The organism is Algoriphagus resistens (assembly GCF_001442615.1).
In the GTDB taxonomy this organism is placed as follows: Bacteria; Bacteroidota; Bacteroidia; order Cytophagales; family Cyclobacteriaceae; genus Algoriphagus; species Algoriphagus resistens.
On sequence record NZ_LMXN01000015.1, the window covers coordinates 23308 to 41814 of the forward strand.

Here is an 18507-nt window from a genome sequence, read left to right on the forward strand (position 1 = left end):
GCTGAATTGTAAACTATTTCTAATCAAATTGACACTGCGAGTCCTCCGGATCCCAGATTATTTGGGTATCCTCAAGATCGTCAAAGCTGATTTCATCGTTTATTCTATCTCCTTCGCAATCACGTAGTACTAAAGCCCAACTGCAATTCGGACAACAACTTCCCCAATAGAATACTCTTTTTCCCTTGTATTTAGCTTGAGCGATATATGAAAATTCTGCCATACTTTCTTTTGCTGATTCTTCAGCCCATTGCTTTAGCCAAGGTATATTTTCTATAGGATCGCTAACCCCACAGGCAGTGGCCGGATCTTCCTTTTCGTCACATGCAAAGCTGAACAACAAACAGAATAAAAGAGGGTAAAATAACTTTTTCATAAAACAAAATTGATTAGAAAATGAGAAATATGGCCAATAACGATACGTCAACTAGTATTTATCCGCTACAACAAAGCTGACCGATATCCAGATTTTCTCAAAACAGTTAGCTGATTTTATAAATAGGAGTGTAAAACCCACCCATCGCCTTAGCGCGGGTGGGATGTAAGCGACAAACACTAACCTGGTGAAAGAATGTACTGACGGATCGTTTCCGATGATGCTTCACCTATTGAACAAACGAAATTTCCATCCGACCAAAGTAGATGCTGATCCCCCTAGTGTTTACCAAGTGTAGATGGGTGCAGAAATCCTAACTGACGGGTGATCCTTGTTTTAACCTATGGGCCATTTACAGTACAGCTAGGCGGGGAATGTACCGGATAAGAAAATGGATAGGGGTTACCTCTAGCCCTCTTACTTCAGTTTCAAAATCTGCTTTAGGGGCTATGGTGAAAAATAGGGTTTAACTCCTCATTTAACTGGCCTGCCAAGCTATTTCTAGGCTACGTGGTAACAGGGATCAGATGGAATTTTCCCAATAGGGATATAGGGAATCCTGCGGGTAGCTTATATACTGACAGTTGGTGACAATAGCTTGGTTGTCAGTAAAAAACAAGGCTATTTGGCCAGTAGAATGAAGTTGATACACAAGTCATACAGGTTTAGGATCTACCCGACAAAGGAACAGGCATCTTTGCTGGGCAAACACTTCGGGCATTGTAGGTTTGTGTTCAATAGGTTTTTGAACGAACGTAAAGAGAAATATTTAAACGAAAAGACTTCTCTTAACTAGTATGACAACGCAAGGACTTTAACTGAACTGAAAAAAGAGGAAGGGTTTGCTTGGTTAAAAGAGGTGAACAGCCAATCCTTACAGGCATCAATTAAAAATTTGGATACCGCCTACAAGAACTTTTTTAACAAGCAGAACAAGTTCCCAAGATTTAAATCAAAGTACGGTAAGCAGAGTTTCAAAATACCACAAAATGTAACTGTTGGAGACAGCAGACTTATAATTCCCAAATTCAAAGAGGGGATCAGGTTAAACCTTCATAGAGCGTTGGAAGGTGAACCTTTGTTTGCCACTGTTTCAAAATCAACAACCGGCAAGTAGTATGCTTCTGTTACGTGTGAAACAGCACATAAACCATTTCAAAAAACAGGTAAATCAGTAGGCATTGATACGGGTATAAAGGAACTTGCCATTCTTTCAGATGGAAGCAGTTATGAAAATATCAGATCACTTAAGACCAACTTAAAGAAGCTCAGGTTTGAGCAAAGACAGCTTTCGAAGAAAACAAAAGGAAGCAGATCAAGGGGCAGGCAAAAACAAAAACTTGCAGCTGTCCACGAACAACTAACGAATATCAGAAAGGATTACCTGCATAAGGTATCAACTGAAATTGTCAAAAACCACGACATACTATCAGTTGAAGACCTTGCTGTTAAAAATATAATGAAGAACCATTGCCTGGCACAGGCAATGGGTGATGTTTCGTTGGGTGCATTTTACAGTATGCTTGAATATAAGGCTAATTGGAACGATAGGCCATTCGTTAAAATCGACCGATGGTACCCCTCAAGCAAAAGCTGTTCAACCTGTGGATGGATAAAACAAGACTTAATCCTTTCCCTAAGAGTATGGGTTTGTGGATCTTGCGGTGAGATCCATGATAGGGATGTCAATGCGGCAAAGGACATCTTAACACAAGGTATAAAGGTATTGTCTGGTTGTGGGACACAGTCGGACACAAAACAAAAACGGGATGAGGCGTTGCCATTGGGCGAGTCTATGACCCCCGAAGCCCAACCCATCGGCTCTGCCGCGGGTGGGTAATTCACGAAGCTTACTTAAGAGGCGAAAAAGGAAGTGTTCTCAAGAACACAGCATCTACTTTCTCCACGATTTTCCCATCTGCCTCAGATGCATCCCGGGCTTTTACCCAAGCGGGATCTTTGATGAAATTCTGGAAATTCTTTTCGAAAGATACCTGATCCTTATCTGCCAAAAGATAAACCAGCTTTGGCTGACTCCCATCTTTCTCCACAGTAACCCAATAAGGATAATTTCTCAAGCCCTGCTTTTCGAATAAATCCTGGGTATGATCCTTAAACCGGACAATCAGATTATCCAATCGACCATCAAAACACGTATAAGTTCTCAACTGAAAAATCCCACTTGCCCGTGGCTGGGGAGTATCATTCAATCCCGGGGCCAGTTTCATAAAAGTCTGATCTACACTCTTCACAAGCCCACCATTTACTTCAGATTCTTTCTTGGCTTTCTGCCATTCGGGGTCATTTCCAAATTTCTCCCACATACGGTCTCTCGATTTTTCATTTGGGTATCCCAAAATATATGTCAAAGAATTATCCGTGTTGTCGGCAGGCACGAAGTAGGCAATATTTTCCATGCCGCTTTTCTCAAAAAGAGCCATCGTATGATCCTCAAAACGCTTGATCAAATCGGGAAGCTTCCCTTCATTGGCATAATACTTTCTTATTTCAAAATAGGTGGAATTACTTCCACTTAATTGCTGTGAAAAACCAACTAAGGAGAAAAACAGTGCCAGCATACTTAGTGTTAACTTTTTCATGGTTATTGGGTTTGACGAGTTTAGAATATATAAAAGGTAGAAAAATACAAATCCTACTGATTTTAGCTATAGCGAACCTTTCTTTCTCCAGGCTTTCCAAAGCGCAGGACTAAGTACCAATGCTACGATCAAAAGCCCAAAAGTTTCTCTTGCTTCTTCCATCTGAGGGGTTTTCATAGTTAGATCATGCTGCTCCACTTCCTGCTCAATCCAATCACCTATTCCTCCCGGATAGAAGTAAATAGCCCCTAATAAACAGGCCACTACCACTACTGTAAGCGGGATTTTCGGAAAAATCCCGCGAGTACCCAGAATGCAAAATATAATGGCTGCTCCATAAATGCTTACCCAGACTTCAGGATCTGGATCATTGAATTGCCAATACGCAAAAAGAGCAAAGATGAAAATCCACAGGCCGAAAAAGATTTTGTTGAACTTCATACTGTTTCAGGGTTTGATCAAAACTACGGCAAAACAACCGGTTTTTTTAATTTGAAAGGATAACAGACACTAAAATACTTCTGTTAAATTTAGATTCCACATCGCCCTCCCCCTTTCTATATGATCACACTTTCTCAAAGCAAATCAACGGACGATTTACAGGGGATCATTGATCTTCAAAAAGCCAATATAAGCACAGGGATTTCTATTCATGAGAAAGAATCCCAAGGTTTTGTGTACGTCCAGCATTCATTAGAGGATCTCAATAAACTGAATGATATAGAATCCCATGTCATTGCGCTGGATGGCTCCTATGTCGCAGCCTATATTCTGGCGATGACTAAGGCATCAAGAGCTGACATTCAGCAATTGGTACCCATGTTCCGCCAGTTTGATCAGATTCACTATGAAGGAAAAAAAGTAAGTGATTACAATTACATAGCAGTAGGCCAGGTCTGTATTGGAAAAACCTATCGGGGTGAGGGGCTATTTGATAGGTGCTATGCAAAATACAAACAGACATTTGAAGACAGATATGATCTTGCCATAACTGAGATTTCCACTTCCAATCATCGATCTATGCGCGCACACCAGCGGATCGGCTTTGAAGTAATTGATACCTTTCACGACGGCGTGGAACAGTGGAATATCGTAATCTGGGACTGGAGAAAGAAGGGATAAAAAACAAAAGGGAAACCCTCTTTCGAACGCTTCCCTTTCTCTTACTGATAACCTTGGTCATCAACAAGAGCCAAGCTACTGTTAAAGACTTTTCATCCAGTTGCCCGGAATCATAATAATAGTTTACTTGCTCCGCCTTCTTTACCTTTCGGTTATGAAGAATTCAATCAACACTTCTGTGGTTTCCCATTTCAGACAAATTTCCGAAGAACTTTGACCATTCGTATTTTCAGTTTCGAGTTTTCAACCTTTATCCGAGATCGTATTCCCGGTCTTTTATCTCTCACTTGGTTTACTAAATATCTTCCTAATTCCAGCGGATCGCAACATTTTGGACACCTATTTTCCCACCATCTATCCACCAAATTTTATTCTAAACAAACACACTTATCCACCTTAAATAAATGGTTATCAACTTTTTGGATATTTATTGAAGTATATCTTCAATCCCGCCACATCATCCCTTGCTAGTCCATTCTAATCCGCATCAGATAGGCATCTGCAGTCATATATAAATATGACTCGTCGGAATCAAACGCACAATTTGAAGTCCCCTGCCCAGTGCGGATAATCCCCAAATGCTTTCCCTCAGAACTGATCACCCAAATTCCGCCTGGACCGGAAGCAAAGAGGGTTCCTGAGCTGTGAACCGTCAGACCATCTGGCAAGCCAGGCAACTCTTCTCCCACACTTGCAGTAGCGTCCAATAATACTTTCCCGCTTAAAACATCTCCATCCTCATCCAGCTCAAAGGCATAGTACCTCGCCTTCAGAGCATCAGATTGAGCTATATACAGGGTTTTCTGATCCTGACTGAGCCCTATGCCATTTGGTCGGCTAAGACTATCCAGCAGCAGACTCAAACTTCCATCTACATCCAACCTGTAAACACCCTGAAAATCCAACTCCTTCGGGTTCCAATCATCTAGGCCGTAAGGCGGATCTGTGAAAAATACCTGCCCCTCCTTATTGAAGACCAGGTCATTCGGACTGTTGAACCTCTTTCCATCAAACTCAGACACCAGCGCGGTGAAATCAGCTTTTGGAATAGAAAGTGGAGAGTTCATCTTTGCAATTCTCCTTTCGCCATGCTGGCAAAGGACAAGATTCCCTTGCCCATCCAATGCCAACCCATTAGATCCAGGTTCCTTTTTATTCTCCTCTGTTCCCAAGTAGCCTGAAGGTTCCAAGAATAAGCTCAGGCTATCATTTTCTGTCCATTTCCAGATCCTGTTAGAAGGTACATCCGAAAACAGTAAAGCATTCTGGTCTTCAATCCAAAGCGGCCCCTCGGACCATTCAAATCCAGAAGCCAAAACTTCTATTTCAGCTCCTTGGGAAATGAGTGAGCCTATTTCTGAACTCAGCCTTTCTACAGAGCCTACTGTCTTGTAAGTAGATTCTGGCATCCCCGACTCAGTAGACACTTTTGGCTTTGAACAGGCAAAAGAAGAGGCGAGGAGAATTAAAACATATATACTTAGCTTTCTCATGGTTATAAATTTTATCACCCTGTCCCAAATTGAATTCAAGCTGTATTACCATGAATTTCTAAGACTAAATCAGGACAGACAAGGACACTCAACTCCTTTGTTATCTATATATTGAATCATTCAAAGGTTTTACAGTAAATAGATTGGGTACGAAAAGGCGGGGATTTTTCTCCGCCTTTTCTCATTTCCTTTCTGAAGGCAGTAGCCCGAAAATTGGATTGGTTGTATGCGATGAGTTCATCAGCCCTTCAAGTTCCTTTGCTTTTTCCGGATTTTCTGCGGCGATATTGTTCTCTTCTGCTATATCTGTGCTCAGATCATAAAGCTCAACCGTTGGCTTCTCGCTACCAAAAACCTGAAGCTTCACCGCTTTCCATTTCCCCTGTCTCACTGCTTGCTTGCCTCCCTGCTCATGAAATTCCCAATATAAAAATCCATGCTCCTTCTGATCTTTTTGCTGCAGCATCGTCGGCAAAAACGAAATGCCATCGATATTTTCAGGAATATCTGCCCCGGCAACATCAGCGAAAGTCGGCAATAAATCCCAGAAAGCTGAAATATGATCACTTTGTGAACCAGCCTGAATCTTGCCCGGCCACCAGGCAATCATAGGAGTGCGCACCCCTCCTTCATATAAATCCCGCTTATGTCCTCTATAGGGTCCATTGCTATTGAAAAAATCAGGATCAGCCCCACCTTCTTTATGCGCACCATTATCAGAAGCAAAGATAATCAGTGTATTTTCAGACAGCCCCAATTCATCCACCTTCTGCAAAACTTCTCCCACGTAAAGGTCAATTCTCTCCACCATAGCTGCGAAAGTAGCATGGGGGTGCGGTTGTGATTGGTAGGCAGAAGTATTGATGTCTGTCCCATACTCCGTACCTTTTCCAGGCAGACGGGGCTTCTCATCTTTGAACTTGGCCCTATATTTCTGAAAAATTTCATCGTCGGGCGCAGCCAGTTCTGCATGTGGCATAACAATAGGCATAAATAAGAAGAAGGGATTCTCCTTATTATTTTCCAGGAATGCTATTGTTTCTTTCTGGATGAGGTCTGGGGCATAGGTAGTTTTTTCTGTCCATCCATTTCCTTCCAATACCACTTTGTTCTCATTTTGCCACAAGTAAGCTGGATAATACCTATGCGCAAGACTCTGGCAGTTATAGCCATAAAATTGCTCAAAACCCTGTTGATTTGGATCGCCGGTAGTACCGATAAACCCAAGTCCCCATTTCCCAAAGGCGCCTGTTTTATAACCCGCTCCTGACAGCACTTTGGCTACTGAAGCAATTGAATCAGGCATAGGATACTGACCTTCCGGGTTCACTCCGAGATTGCCTCTTATCGGCGTATGCCCGGTATGTAATCCCGTCAGAAAAGATGATCTGGATGGCGCACAGACAGTCGCTCCCGAATAGTGACTGGTAAAAAACATCCCTTCTTTTGCCAGTCGATCGATGTTTGGTGTTTCTATATATTCTTGTCCTAAAAATCCCAGATCCCCATACCCAAGATCGTCTGCAAGGATAAAAATGATATTAGTCTTTTTTTCTGCTTCTACCTTCTTTTCTTCCTTGCTTCGACAATTTGTAAACACAAACCCAGAGGAAAGAAAAAGTAAAACGAGAGGTATTGTATAACGTCTTAACATGCCCTAAGATAACAAGATTTACTTCTGGCTAAAAAGTCTAGCTATAAATAGAATTATACGCTCTCACCCCCCGTTCATGTACCAATTTATTTCGGATCATCAAAATCCTATAGGCCTCCAATGGCTCAGCAGCACCTCCGGAACGAACCCTCGCTTCACTCACCAACGGTCTCACATCTGTCAAATAGGCCATTTGAAGAATTTCCTGTGCCTGGGAACCTTCACCATTCTGCTGACATTCGTGAAGCTTCTTTCTATCCACCAGCAGTGCTTTTGCATAAGCAATTGTAATTGCTTCCAGAGCCTGGATTAAATCGACCAATGGGTCCTGGGTATTATAACTGGCATCAATCATCCAAGAAATACTGTCCCAACTTTGAGCGCCATCCTGATCCCCGCTTATCAGCTCGCAAAAAATCAAAAACAACTGATATGGCTTAATGCTACCCGGATTCATATCATCAGCACCGTATTTACTGTCATTAAAGTGAAAGCCCGCGAGAAGATTTTGATGCATCAGCGTAGCCACTATCTGTTCAATATTTGTTTTGGGTAAATGATAACCCAAATCCACCAGTACTTTGGCCCGTGATCCCAGCCTTTTGGCAAGCATTGAAGAAGTCCCCCAATCCGGCACAACAGTATGATAACAGTTCGGCTCATAAGGCTTGTACTCCAACAACATGTCCCAGTCCGAGGGCATAAATTCGTAGATTTCACGAAGTGACTCCTCAGTCCATCCAAGTGTGCTCCTAAATTTGGATTGACCGGGAAAGTTACTTCCATCAGCCATCCAAACCGTCAAGCCTGTGCTTCCAAGTTTTTTGCCAATGGTGATCACTTCCATGTTATGGGCAATGGCTTCTTCCCGTATAGCTTTGTTAGGATTACCCAGCGAGCCCAATTTGGCATATTTCTTCTGATTTTGATCCTGAGAACTCGTACTGTTCATTGTATCGAACTTTAGATTCAGTTCATTTGCCAAATCTTTTACCTCTTGATAATTTTCAGGCATATCCCAAGGAATATAAACAGAAACTGAATTTGTCTTGCAAGTCAGCTGCTGCAAAAGTCCAATATCTTCCAATTTTTCATTTAGATTCCTGGGTTCTCCTCCTGTTCTGGATCTTTTGTTACTTGCCCTTCCATTACCCAAAGCTGCGCTTGGAATTGCAATCTGAAACTCCTGTATCTTACGTATGATCAGATCAAAATCTACATTCTGAATTGAGAACCGCTCACGCAAAAGATCTAAAGACCGGACATGAAAGTCGTTGGAAGAAAATGATGCTATTTGGTCTTCTGTAATTCTCATTGTTATTGTATTACTGTTGCTTTATTACGCTTTTTGTTCAAAAAGGGGACATCCTAAAAGGCTTTCAAGACAGCAGTGGCCACCCGGAGAGCATACATCAAAACAAATGATTCTCTATCCCGAGCTCTCATCGAATCTGTAAAGTGGGTTTATAAAACTTACCCAGTTGCATCTCACTGACCACCTAGCTACCTACAAATAAGTGGAAGATATTACAAATCAGCGTCTTCCGAGCTGAATCTGTAGTCTATCGACAAGGCCAATTTAAGCCAAATAACGCTACTACAAAACTCTAGGAAATATATCAGCTGAAAATGAATGCCTAATAGAGGTAAGTTCCCCGAAATTGGTCAATCAAACAAGTAACCAAAAAATGACATCCATTTCAATTTTCTGACCCCGACAGAATCATTGCGGATAATCATATATCTTAACTTGGAGATGATGTATCAGGATGCAAGAAGCTACTTTGCATGGATACTTCCCCAGGTGATTTTTATGGATTCTGATTATTACTATTTAGATTACGGTCTTAAAATAAGTATGTAATACCTCTCAAAAAAAAATAATCACTAAGCTTCTAGAAGTAATCTTTCCTAAAGCCTTATTTTTTACATCACATCCAAATTAAATTTCGAACAACAGCCATAAACAAAGAATATAAACCCATAAAACCCATGTAAACAAAACATTACATCCTTTAACAATCCGATAAATCACTAAAAATCTATAGGTACTCAAGACAGCACAGGATACCTGAGGCAATCTTTTCACCCATATTCACTATCAGAACAATCTGCTAAACGCAATGAGCATAACAACACAAAACTTTAAGCATGTAAGTTACCTCTGGGATGATGCTGTGGCATCCAAACTTGAGGGCAAAGAAGTTGATCTTCTTATTTACCGTTCTAATATACTTGGAGCCGATCTTAGAATAACCAATTATGGTGGAGGAAATACCAGCTGCAAAACATATGAATCCGATCCTCTCACCAATGAGCAGGTAGAAGTAATGTGGGTAAAGGGTTCTGGCGGAGATATCGGAACGCTGACTAAGGCTGGGCTTGCCGGTCTATATGTAGACAAACTTCGTGCTTTGAAAGGGATCTATAGAGGTCTGGATTTTGAAGATGAAATGGTAGAGTTATTCAATCACTGCATCTACGATTTAAAATCTAAAGCACCTTCAATCGATACACCTCTGCACGCATTTTTACCTTTTAAGCACATAGACCACCTACATCCTGATGCAGCGATTGCTATTGCAGCGGCAAAAGATGGTGAGCAAATTACCCAGGATCTTTGGAAAGGTCAGATTGCTTGGGTGCCATGGCAGAAACCTGGATTCGATCTTGGACTTCAGCTCAAACAGGCACTTGACAATAATCCGGGAATCCGAGGTATCATGCTCGGTGGTCACGGTCTGTTCACCTGGGGAGATACTGCATACGAATGCTACATAAATAGCCTTGAAGTAATAGAAACTGCTTCAGAATATCTAGCTCAGAATTACGGAAAAAAACGTCCCGTTTTTGGAGGTGAAAAAATACAATCCCTCGCACCGGATCAAAGAAAAAGTCAGGCTGCCAAGCTTGCCCCTCTCTTAAGAGGCCTTGCCTCTTCTGAGAATCTGATGGTAGGCACCTTCACTGATGCCCCGGAAGTGCTTCAGTTCATCAACAGTCATGATTTGGGTAAACTTGCTCCTATGGGTACCAGTTGTCCTGATCACTTTTTGAGGACAAAAATCTCTCCGTTGGTTTTGGATATTGCCGCAGATGCAGACTTAGCTGATCTTTCTGCTTTAAAGGAAAAACTGGAAGTGGCTTTTCAAAGCTATCGGGAAATGTATGCGGATTATTACCAGAAGCATAAGCATGCCAATAGCCCTGCAATGCGTGATCCAAACCCGGTGGTCATCATCTGGCCAGGAGTGGGAATGTTCAGCTATGCAAAAAACAAGCAGACCAGCCGAGTGGCAAGTGAATTCTACATCAATGCAATCAATGTAATGCGGGGTGCCGAAGCAGTCTCTGAATACGTTTCCTTGCCGCTTCAGGAAGCATTCAATATAGAATATTGGTTGCTGGAAGAAGCTAAGCTTCAAAGAATGCCAAAAGAGCAACCACTTTCCAGAAAAGTAGCGTTGGTGACAGGAAGCGCAGGAGGAATAGGATTGGCTATCGTAGAGAAATACATCCAAGAAGGGGCCTGTGTGGTTGTCACTGATATCGATGGAGACAGATTGCAGCAAACTAGCGAGGTACTTTTGAAAAAATATGGAAAAGACGCTTTCCTTGCAGTGAAACTGGATGTGACTGATGGTAAAAGCTTAACGGCTGCAATTGAAGCTACTTGTCTGCAATTTGGCGGTGTGGATATTATGGTAAATAATGCTGGGATTTCTATCAGTAAATCATTTGAAGATCACTCCGATCAAGACTGGGATAGATTGAATGATATCTTGGTCATGGGTCAATACCATATCTCCAAAGCCGGGGTTAAGATCATGAAACTTCAAGGTCATGGTGGAGATATAGTAAATATTGCAAGTAAGAATGGTTTGGTAGCCGGCCCCAAAAATGTGGCTTATGGGACTGCCAAAGCAGCACAACTCCACATGTCCAGATTAATGGCTGCTGAACTGGCCGAGGACAAAATTAAAGTCAATGTCGTAAATCCAGATGCAGTGATCGAAAACTCAAACATCTGGGAAGGCGGATGGGCCGAAAACCGGGCTAAAGCCTATGGTATTGAAGTGAAGGATTTGCCTCAGTTTTATGCTAACCGTACCTTATTAAAGGAAAGTGTAAAAACCAGTGATATCGCAAACGCAGCTTTCGTATTCGTAAGTGGCCAGCTCGGCAAAACTACCGGAAATATGCTCAATGTTGATGGCGGATTAGCCGCTGCATTCCCAAGATAGACCATGAATCAGTAAACCTCTAGTACCCTTAGTTACCCAACAATAACCCTAAATGCTATGTTAGTTGACAAATCTGAACGAATCCATACAGATTCTAGAACTCCAAAATACATGCAAGTAGTCAATCTAATCCTTGATGACTTGGAAAGTGGAAAGCTCAAAATCGGTGATAGAATCCCTTCTATCAATGAGACGAGCTTCGATTTTCTCCTTTCTCGTGACACTGTAGAAAAAGCCTACAACGAGCTTCGTGACCGAGGTATTATCTCTTCAGTGAGAGGCAAAGGTTTTTATGTAAGTTCTACAAATATGGCTAACAAAGTGAAGGTTTTACTGATATTCAATAAGCTGAGTTCTTATAAGAAAATCATCTACTATTCTATCGTAGAAACTCTGGGAAATCAAGCGACAGTGGATCTTCAGATCCACCATTATAACCGTACGATTTTCCAAAACCTGTTGGAGCGAAACTTGGGGCACTATAATTATTATGTGTTAGCTCCACATTTCTTTGATGAGAACAATCATCCGGAAACGTGCTATGATCTGATCCAACAAATCCCTAAAGATAAACTCCTGATAATGGATCGTGACGTGAAAAATCATGAAAACGAATTCCCGGGAGTTTATCAGGATTTTGCCCGGGATATCCTTGAAGCATTGGAATCAGGCATTACCCACCTTAGAAAATACTCAAGGTTGATTTTGGTATTCCCTAAAGGAGATATGTATCCTGTTGAGATCATTGATGGATTTAAGCGTTTTTGCTTTTTTCATAATTTCAACAATCTCATTCTTGATGGGATCGATGATGAACCGCTCTATGAAGGAGATTCTTTCATAGTCATGGCAGAAACAGACCTTGCCAATATCGTAAAAAAATCCCGAGAACAGGGTTTTCAATTAGGTACCGATATAGGAATCATTTCCTACAATGAGACCCCTCTTAAGGAGATTTTGGCAGAAGGGATTACCACTATTTCTACTGATTTCATAGAAATGGGCACTACCATCGCAAATCAGATCTTGGGAGAAGAGGATAAAATTCCACTCAAGAATCCTTTCAAAATGATCATCCGAAAATCGCTTTGAAAGCGTAATGTATGAGTAAAATACCAGTAACGGCTGTTTTCGATATTGGGAAGACCAACAAAAAATTCTTCCTTTTTGACGAAAATTTAACCGAAGTGCACAGTTCTTACATTCGCCTGGATGCAATTCCGGACGAGGATGATTTTCCAAGTGAGCCTTTAGCTCCACTCGAAGAATGGATGCTGGAAACCTTCAAGGAAGCGATGAAATCCGCGGATTTTCAGATCAAGCGATTGAATTTCTCCTGCCATGGAGCTTCCTTCGTGCACACTGATGGGAATGGCATTCCTGTCACCCCACTTTATGATTACCTGAAGCCTTTTCCTGAAGGTTTATTAAGCAGGTTTTATGAGGAAAATGGGGGAAAGATGACCTTTTGCAGAGCTACTTCCTCCCCCCCATTGGCAATGCTCAATTCCGGTCTGCAGCTATACTTCATCAAATACTCCAAGCCGGATTTCTTCAAGAAAATCACCCACTCATTCCATTTCCCCCAGTACCTGAGTTATCTGTTCACAGGTGAAATGGTCTCTGATTACACCAGTATTGGATGTCATACGGGTCTCTGGGATTACGACGCTAATGATTATCATGATTGGGTAGATAGAGAAGGTATACGCAGGTTACTTCCACCAATCGTACCGGGTAATACGCTATTGAAGACCAAGCCAGAGCTTGGAAATATCCCCTGTGGAATCGGGGTACATGATTCATCTGCAGCTTTGCTTCCATACATCAAGCAAGAAACGAAACCCTTTGCCTTACTTTCTACCGGTACTTGGGCGATTTGTATCAACCCTTTTAACAAAACTAAGCTTACAAAAAGAGAGTTAAAAAGAGACTGTCTACAGTTTCTCAGCATCAGAGGCGAACCTATCAAAATCTCCAGACTATTCATTGGAGAAGAGCACAAATACCAGGTAGAAAAGCTCTATGACTATTTTCAAATGCCACTTGGCACGTACAAAAAACTGAAATTCAATGCGACTCTTTTTGAAAAAGTAAGGGATCATAAAAATAAACGTATTCATTTTCATTACCTCAAGCCTGAAGATTATGGGTTAGAGCAAGCCAGTGAAAACGATTGGTCACGTTTTTCAGAGTTTAATGAAGCATATTACACATTTATCCATGAACTTACTGATCTGCAAACTGCAGCCATCAAACTGGTCATTGACAATGCTAATGTCAGCAGGTTATTCATAGATGGAGGTTTTAATGCCAATGATATCTTTGTAGAGATGCTGCGCAAAAAACTTCCGGAATTAACGATCATCCCAAGTGATTTTCCAAATGGCTCAGCATTAGGTGCAGCCATGCTGGTATCAATGGAATAGATGGTTTAATTTACATCATCAAAGAAACCGTAAATGATTCAAGATCCACATAATGAGATGATTATAACGAATTCTAGATTCCATAACCTTCCCCGACCAATAGGGATGGCCAATGAAAATCCATTATAACCGGATGAAAACCCACACCCCGCATATTGGCCTGTTTATCCCCTGCTATATTGATCAGTTTTATCCAAATGTAGCAATCGCAACTTTAGAGTTGCTGGAAAAACTTGGCTGTAAAGTCACCTATCCGCTCGGACAAACATGCTGTGGGCAGCCAATGGCTAACTCAGGTTTCGAGTCTGACACGGTAGGAACTACTTCTAAATTCATCCGTGATTTTGCAGAATTCGACTATATCGTGGCTCCTTCAGGCAGCTGTGTACTGCATGTGAAAGATCATTCTCCGAAATTAGAAAAGCTTCAAAAGAACCAAGAATACGTGCAATCACACATTTACGAACTCAGTGAATTTATCACTGACGTGCTGAAAATTGACTCGATTCAGGGCAGCTTTCCGCATAAGATCGGCTTTCACGCATCCTGTCATGGGCTGCGGGGTCTACGGCTTGCCAGTGATTCTGAGAGAAATGAGCCCGTATTCAATAAAACGCTGCAACTGATGAAAGATCTGGAGGGGTTGGAAGTGGTAGAACTGACAAGAAAAGATGAATGCTGTGGTTTCGGAGGTACTTTCGCAGTAAGCGAAGAAGCGATCTCAGTCCAAATGGGAAAAGACCGAATTGCAGATCATGTAGATAAAGGTGTAGAAATCATTGTAGGGGGTGATATGTCATGTATTATGCACATGCAGGGCATCGCCAGCCGCGACAACGAAAAAATCCGACTGATGCATTTTGCAGAGATCCTAAACCAGATAATCTCATGAGTCATTCTGAGAATGCAACCCTATTTCTGCAAAATAAAGAACGTGCAAAATGGCATGATGATACGCTATGGATCGTCCGCCAAAAGCGTGATGCAACTATCCATCAAATCCCTGAGTGGGAAAAACTGCGGGAACTTGCCTCCCAAATCAAGGATCATACACTTTCTAAGCTTGGCTATTACCTAGAAGAATTAGAAAAAAATGCTACCGCAAATGGCATCAAAGTCCATTGGGCGGATAATGCGGAAGAGCACAATCAGATTATTGGGAGAATCCTTGATGAAAAGAAGTGCAAGGCAATCGTCAAAAGTAAATCAATACTGACCGAAGAATGTCATCTGAATCCCTTTCTGGAGGAAAAAGGTATCGAAGTCGTAGATACTGATTTGGGAGAGCGAATTATTCAGTTCCTGAAGCAGCCACCTAGTCATATCGTGATGCCGGCTATCCACTTGAAAAAATCCGATATCTCTGAGATTTTCCACCAAAAACTCCAAACCGAAAAAGGAAATACAGACCCTGTCTACCTTACACATGCAGCCCGCTTACACCTTCGTGAAAAATTCCTTCAGGCGAAAGTGGCTATTACAGGAGTTAATTTTGCAGTCGCAGAAACGGGAGAATTCGTAGTCTGCACCAATGAAGGCAATGCCGATATGGGCGTGCATCTGGCAGATACACACATCGCCTGCATGGGAATCGAGAAATTGATCCCACGCAGAAAAGACCTCGGAGTCTTCCTCAGGCTTTTAGCCAGATCAGCTACCGGGCAATCCATCACGAATTACAATTCACATTTTCGCAGTCCATCACCTGGAAAAGAACTTCATCTGATCTTGGTAAACAATGGGCGGACCAGGCAGCTTGCCCGTGAAAAATTCAGGAATTCACTAAAATGTATTCGATGCGGAGCATGCATGAACACCTGCCCGATCTATCGCCGAAGTGGGGGATTCAGTTATGAAAGTACTGTTCCCGGACCGATTGGCTCTATACTTTCCCCTGGAATAGACCTAAAAAAATATAGCACGTTGCCATTTGCCTCCACACTTTGCGGTAGCTGCTCAGACGTCTGCCCAGTGAAAATCAACATTCACGAGCAACTCTACGAGTGGAGACAGGAAATCACTAAAGCTCAAGGTTCCTCTATAAAAGGAATGTCCATGAAAATGGCAAATGGAATCTTTAAAAGCCCTCTGGCCTACAAAATCTCCGGGCAACTGATGCGGGCTTCATTGAAGACACTTCCAGACAGCATCATTTACAACCCACTTAATGCTTGGGGAAAAGGCAGGAATCTTCCCGACTTACCTGCAGAATCATTCAAAACCTGGTACAAAAAGAACCGAAAATGAGCAGTAAAGCATCCATATTGTCAGCGATCAAAGGCTTGAACCTGGAAGAGAAGCCACTTCCTGAAATCCCTGACTTTGACGTTGCTCCTGATCTTGTAGAAGCTTTCACTATTTCTCTGGAAGCCAATAAAGGAGCGGTAGTAAGTAAGGAAAAACTGGAGCAGATGATTTCAGAAACAGCCTTTTCAAAAACATACAGCTCCTCTCCCACATTTGAAAGACACACCAATTGTCAAGTCCCCCAGCATCCGACTGATTTTGCTGACCTGGATTTAGCAATCCTTGAAGGGCAGTTTGCTTCGGCAGAGAATGCCGCAATTTGGCTGGATGAAAGCAATTTGGATTTGAGAGCCCTACCTTTTATTACCGCGCATTTGGTGATCGTGATCAAAAAGGAAAATATTGTGGGTAATATGCACGAAGCCTACCGGAGAATCGGATTGGCGAAATCAGGCTTTGGGGTGTTTATCGCCGGTCCTTCCAAAACTGCCGATATTGAGCAGTCTTTGGTGGTGGGGGCCCACGGTGCCATAAGCCTGAGAGTAGTAATTCTTTAGTTCAATTTCTTTGTTAGGGTAAAACAGTTCTTTCCCTCATTTCGACTGTTATATTTAAGATCAAACTTTATTTTGTCTGCTATTTTTTTGCAAAGGGGCAAGCCAACCCCTGTTCCTTTCTCTTTCTTTGTACCATAGGAAGTCCTGGCCCTGAAAACAAACAAATCCTTCTGATCCGCCTGCGAAATGGTCACTCCCTTATTGGAAACGGACCACCTCAGCTGATCTTTATCGATTCTTAAGCCTAGTTCAATGATAGAATCCTGATCTGAAAACTTAATTGCATTATCCAGCAGATTTTTCAGGATTATCTTAATCTCATTGATCTCTAAAGAAATATTCTGGTCCTCTCCCTCTATACTAACCTCAATCTCCTGATTTTTCTCAGTAGCCTGGACCAACATCATCTCCTTCATCTCCAGTGTCAGTTCTGTCAAGCTAATCTGATGGAGTTGAACAGGCCTATCCTCCAGCTCAGTCATTACCCAGCTCAAGGTATTGTTCAGCACTTTATTTAAATGAAAACTTTGTCCTTTCAAATTCCTGAGTATCTGTTCCATTTCTCCAGGTTCGAAAAAATCCTTATCAATCATATCAAGTGTCATATTTAGCATTCCGATAGGATTTTTTAGATCGTGGGAAAGAATAGCAATCAATCGGTTTTTTTGGTCATTCAGCATTTTCACTTCCTCCAGTGTTTGCTCCTGTCGCAGCTTGATTGCATTCAGTACCTGGTTTTGATTTTGATAGCTTTTTAGGAAAAAATGAAGCACTGTAAATACAAAAATGCTTATCCAAAGTATGGTGACTGTATGGTCATAAAATTGATTTTGTGCCCCATTATAATAATTAACAACCTCTATATATCCCTGAACCTCTGCATAAAACAGGAAAAAGAACATTGCTAACGAGCCAATAAACCAAGCAACCTTCTGCCAACCGCGAATCAACAAAGAAGAAACGACCAACATCAGAAAAAAAGCATAAATTGTAGGCCCGTCATTTCCGTCATTATAAAGGAAATTGAAGCAGATTACTATATGAGCAAGCAGCAGCAGAATATTTAACGTAACCTGGATCTTCCCATATCTAGAAACTAAAAAATAAGCCCCCAAAAAAGGGAAGGAAAGTCCTATTTTCACCCAAACAATCACAGGGGACATTCCCAAAAACACATCTGAAATTCCCAACAGCAATAATAAAGCGAAAGCTAAAAGCGCAAATATCATTGCTATTCGCCTCTGGATATATTCCAGATTAGTAACATTATCTTCAGAAACCCTTAAGCCTTTGGTCAGCAACATAAAAAACAACTAAATGAAAATCAAACTATCAATGCAGCCCCCCAATTCTCCCGAGTACGCATAGTAAGGGCAAAAATCCAACTTCTACATCCTGGAATACTATTCCTTGGAATGAAGGGCAATGCGGTTCCCTTCAGAATCCAAGAACACCCCCATATAACCGAATTCTGATGAGATCTTCCTTTTAGGAAGTTGAACTATACCGCCGGCCGCTTCTACTTTTGCCAGCTCGATGGAAACATCATCGGAAGAAAAATAGAGTAAGGGACCCGCAGTATTACTTGGCTGATAGAAGTCCTTATGCAATACCAAGCTTCCACCAACTCCAGGAAACCGGGTCAACTGAAAATCCCCCAAATCAATTTTCTGAAGTTCACAGTCGAAAACTTGCTGATAAAAGTCTATAGCCCGGTCCATGTTTGTAACAGGAATTTCAAACCAGCTTATCGACATATCGCTCATGACAAATTGCATTTTTAAT

Annotated in this window: 16 protein-coding genes and 1 pseudogene; 9 read left to right on the plus strand and 8 right to left on the minus strand. The window is 41.8% G+C overall.

Features of this window, described 5'->3' with window-relative positions; all coding sequences use genetic code 11:
- Positions 1–19: 19 nt before the first annotated feature.
- Positions 20–376: a hypothetical protein gene (locus tag AS141_RS21330; protein WP_057939741.1), complete on the minus strand. Its 357-nt coding sequence runs from the start codon at positions 374–376 to the stop codon at positions 20–22.
- Positions 377–1013: 637 nt separating this feature from the next.
- On the opposite strand from AS141_RS21330, the gene AS141_RS27460 reads away from it, so the two are divergent.
- Together AS141_RS27460 and AS141_RS26125 are read left to right on the plus strand one after the other, a co-directional pair.
- On the plus strand, positions 1014–1172 hold the full coding sequence (locus AS141_RS27460) for a helix-turn-helix domain-containing protein (RefSeq protein WP_082632377.1): 159 nt from the start codon (positions 1014–1016) through the stop codon (positions 1170–1172).
- A 333-nt stretch (positions 1173–1505) separates the two neighbouring features.
- Positions 1506–2216 (plus strand): annotated as a pseudogene (locus AS141_RS26125) (RNA-guided endonuclease TnpB family protein); the annotation flags it as partial.
- 10 nt (positions 2217–2226) lie between these two features.
- On the opposite strand, the gene AS141_RS21345 reads toward AS141_RS26125, so the two are convergent.
- Entirely contained in the window at positions 2227–2976 is a 750-nt protein-coding gene (locus AS141_RS21345; protein ID WP_057939744.1) for an NIPSNAP family protein, read from the minus strand.
- A 66-nt stretch (positions 2977–3042) separates the two neighbouring features.
- Complete coding sequence (locus tag AS141_RS21350; protein WP_057939745.1) at positions 3043–3417, minus strand: transmembrane 220 family protein; 375 nt, start codon at positions 3415–3417, stop codon at positions 3043–3045.
- Between the two features lie 120 nt (positions 3418–3537).
- Here AS141_RS21350 and AS141_RS21355 point away from each other — a divergent pair, with 120 nt between their 5' ends.
- Positions 3538–4098, plus strand: coding sequence for a GNAT family N-acetyltransferase (locus AS141_RS21355; RefSeq protein WP_057939746.1), 561 nt, complete (start codon positions 3538–3540; stop codon positions 4096–4098).
- A 467-nt stretch (positions 4099–4565) separates the two neighbouring features.
- Here the strand turns inward: AS141_RS21355 and AS141_RS21360 are convergent, their stop codons facing one another.
- The 3 genes from AS141_RS21360 to AS141_RS21370 form a co-directional block, all read right to left on the minus strand.
- Positions 4566–5591 carry an SMP-30/gluconolactonase/LRE family protein gene (locus AS141_RS21360; RefSeq protein WP_082632379.1) on the minus strand — a complete coding sequence of 342 codons (1026 nt, stop codon included), beginning with the start codon at positions 5589–5591 and terminating at the stop codon, positions 4566–4568.
- 181 nt (positions 5592–5772) lie between these two features.
- Positions 5773–7191, minus strand: coding sequence for an arylsulfatase (locus AS141_RS21365; protein ID WP_317043062.1), 1419 nt, complete (start codon positions 7189–7191; stop codon positions 5773–5775).
- A 91-nt stretch (positions 7192–7282) separates the two neighbouring features.
- A complete protein-coding gene (locus AS141_RS21370; RefSeq protein ID WP_057939749.1) occupies positions 7283–8560 on the minus strand; it encodes a hypothetical protein in 1278 nt (425 codons plus the stop codon).
- 808 nt (positions 8561–9368) lie between these two features.
- On the opposite strand from AS141_RS21370, the gene AS141_RS21375 reads away from it, so the two are divergent.
- The 6 genes from AS141_RS21375 to AS141_RS21400 all read left to right on the plus strand — a co-directional run bounded on the left by AS141_RS21375 (position 9369) and on the right by AS141_RS21400 (position 16722).
- The gene (locus tag AS141_RS21375; RefSeq protein ID WP_057939750.1) at positions 9369–11489 is read left to right on the plus strand and encodes a bifunctional rhamnulose-1-phosphate aldolase/short-chain dehydrogenase; all 2121 of its coding nucleotides are present in this window, start codon (positions 9369–9371) and stop codon (positions 11487–11489) included.
- 57 nt (positions 11490–11546) lie between these two features.
- Positions 11547–12581, plus strand: a complete 1035-nt coding sequence (locus tag AS141_RS21380; protein ID WP_057939751.1) for a GntR family transcriptional regulator — start codon at positions 11547–11549, stop codon at positions 12579–12581.
- Between the two features lie 11 nt (positions 12582–12592).
- Positions 12593–13918, plus strand: a complete 1326-nt coding sequence (locus tag AS141_RS21385) for an FGGY-family carbohydrate kinase (RefSeq protein WP_057939752.1) — start codon at positions 12593–12595, stop codon at positions 13916–13918.
- 133 nt (positions 13919–14051) lie between these two features.
- Positions 14052–14810 (plus strand): (Fe-S)-binding protein, encoded by a 759-nt coding sequence (locus AS141_RS21390; RefSeq protein WP_057939847.1) that lies wholly within the window; start codon positions 14052–14054, stop codon positions 14808–14810.
- Complete coding sequence (locus AS141_RS21395; RefSeq protein WP_057939753.1) at positions 14807–16165, plus strand: lactate utilization protein B; 1359 nt, start codon at positions 14807–14809, stop codon at positions 16163–16165. Before AS141_RS21390 ends, AS141_RS21395 begins: the two co-directional genes overlap by 4 nt.
- Positions 16162–16722 carry a LutC/YkgG family protein gene (locus tag AS141_RS21400; RefSeq protein WP_057939754.1) on the plus strand — a complete coding sequence of 187 codons (561 nt, stop codon included), beginning with the start codon at positions 16162–16164 and terminating at the stop codon, positions 16720–16722. Before AS141_RS21395 ends, AS141_RS21400 begins: the two co-directional genes overlap by 4 nt.
- Here AS141_RS21400 and AS141_RS21405 read toward each other — a convergent pair.
- Both AS141_RS21405 and AS141_RS21410 read right to left on the minus strand, forming a co-directional pair.
- A complete protein-coding gene (locus AS141_RS21405; protein ID WP_057939755.1) occupies positions 16719–18026 on the minus strand; it encodes a sensor histidine kinase in 1308 nt (435 codons plus the stop codon). The genes AS141_RS21400 and AS141_RS21405 overlap by 4 nt on opposite strands.
- Before the next feature lie 99 nt (positions 18027–18125).
- Positions 18126–18488, minus strand: coding sequence for a VOC family protein (locus AS141_RS21410; RefSeq protein WP_057939848.1), 363 nt, complete (start codon positions 18486–18488; stop codon positions 18126–18128).
- Positions 18489–18507 lie beyond the last annotated feature (19 nt).

Bases quoted from the DNA above. Each gene is read 5' to 3' on its own strand.
- AS141_RS21330 (WP_057939741.1), bottom strand. From the start codon at position 376: ATGAAAAAGTTATTTTACCCTCTTTTATTCTGTTTGTTGTTCAGCTTT.
- AS141_RS27460 (WP_082632377.1), top strand. From the start codon at position 1,014: ATGAAGTTGATACACAAGTCATACAGGTTTAGGATCTACCCGACAAAG.
- AS141_RS21345 (WP_057939744.1), bottom strand. From the start codon at position 2,976: ATGAAAAAGTTAACACTAAGTATGCTGGCACTGTTTTTCTCCTTAGTT.
- AS141_RS21350 (WP_057939745.1), bottom strand. From the start codon at position 3,417: ATGAAGTTCAACAAAATCTTTTTCGGCCTGTGGATTTTCATCTTTGCT.
- AS141_RS21355 (WP_057939746.1), top strand. From the start codon at position 3,538: ATGATCACACTTTCTCAAAGCAAATCAACGGACGATTTACAGGGGATC.
- AS141_RS21360 (WP_082632379.1), bottom strand. From the start codon at position 5,591: ATGAGAAAGCTAAGTATATATGTTTTAATTCTCCTCGCCTCTTCTTTT.
- AS141_RS21370 (WP_057939749.1), bottom strand. From the start codon at position 8,560: ATGAGAATTACAGAAGACCAAATAGCATCATTTTCTTCCAACGACTTT.
- AS141_RS21375 (WP_057939750.1), top strand. From the start codon at position 9,369: ATGAGCATAACAACACAAAACTTTAAGCATGTAAGTTACCTCTGGGAT.
- AS141_RS21380 (WP_057939751.1), top strand. From the start codon at position 11,547: ATGTTAGTTGACAAATCTGAACGAATCCATACAGATTCTAGAACTCCA.
- AS141_RS21385 (WP_057939752.1), top strand. From the start codon at position 12,593: ATGAGTAAAATACCAGTAACGGCTGTTTTCGATATTGGGAAGACCAAC.
- AS141_RS21390 (WP_057939847.1), top strand. From the start codon at position 14,052: ATGAAAACCCACACCCCGCATATTGGCCTGTTTATCCCCTGCTATATT.
- AS141_RS21395 (WP_057939753.1), top strand. From the start codon at position 14,807: ATGAGTCATTCTGAGAATGCAACCCTATTTCTGCAAAATAAAGAACGT.
- AS141_RS21400 (WP_057939754.1), top strand. From the start codon at position 16,162: ATGAGCAGTAAAGCATCCATATTGTCAGCGATCAAAGGCTTGAACCTG.
- AS141_RS21405 (WP_057939755.1), bottom strand. From the start codon at position 18,026: ATGTTGCTGACCAAAGGCTTAAGGGTTTCTGAAGATAATGTTACTAAT.
- AS141_RS21410 (WP_057939848.1), bottom strand. From the start codon at position 18,488: ATGAGCGATATGTCGATAAGCTGGTTTGAAATTCCTGTTACAAACATG.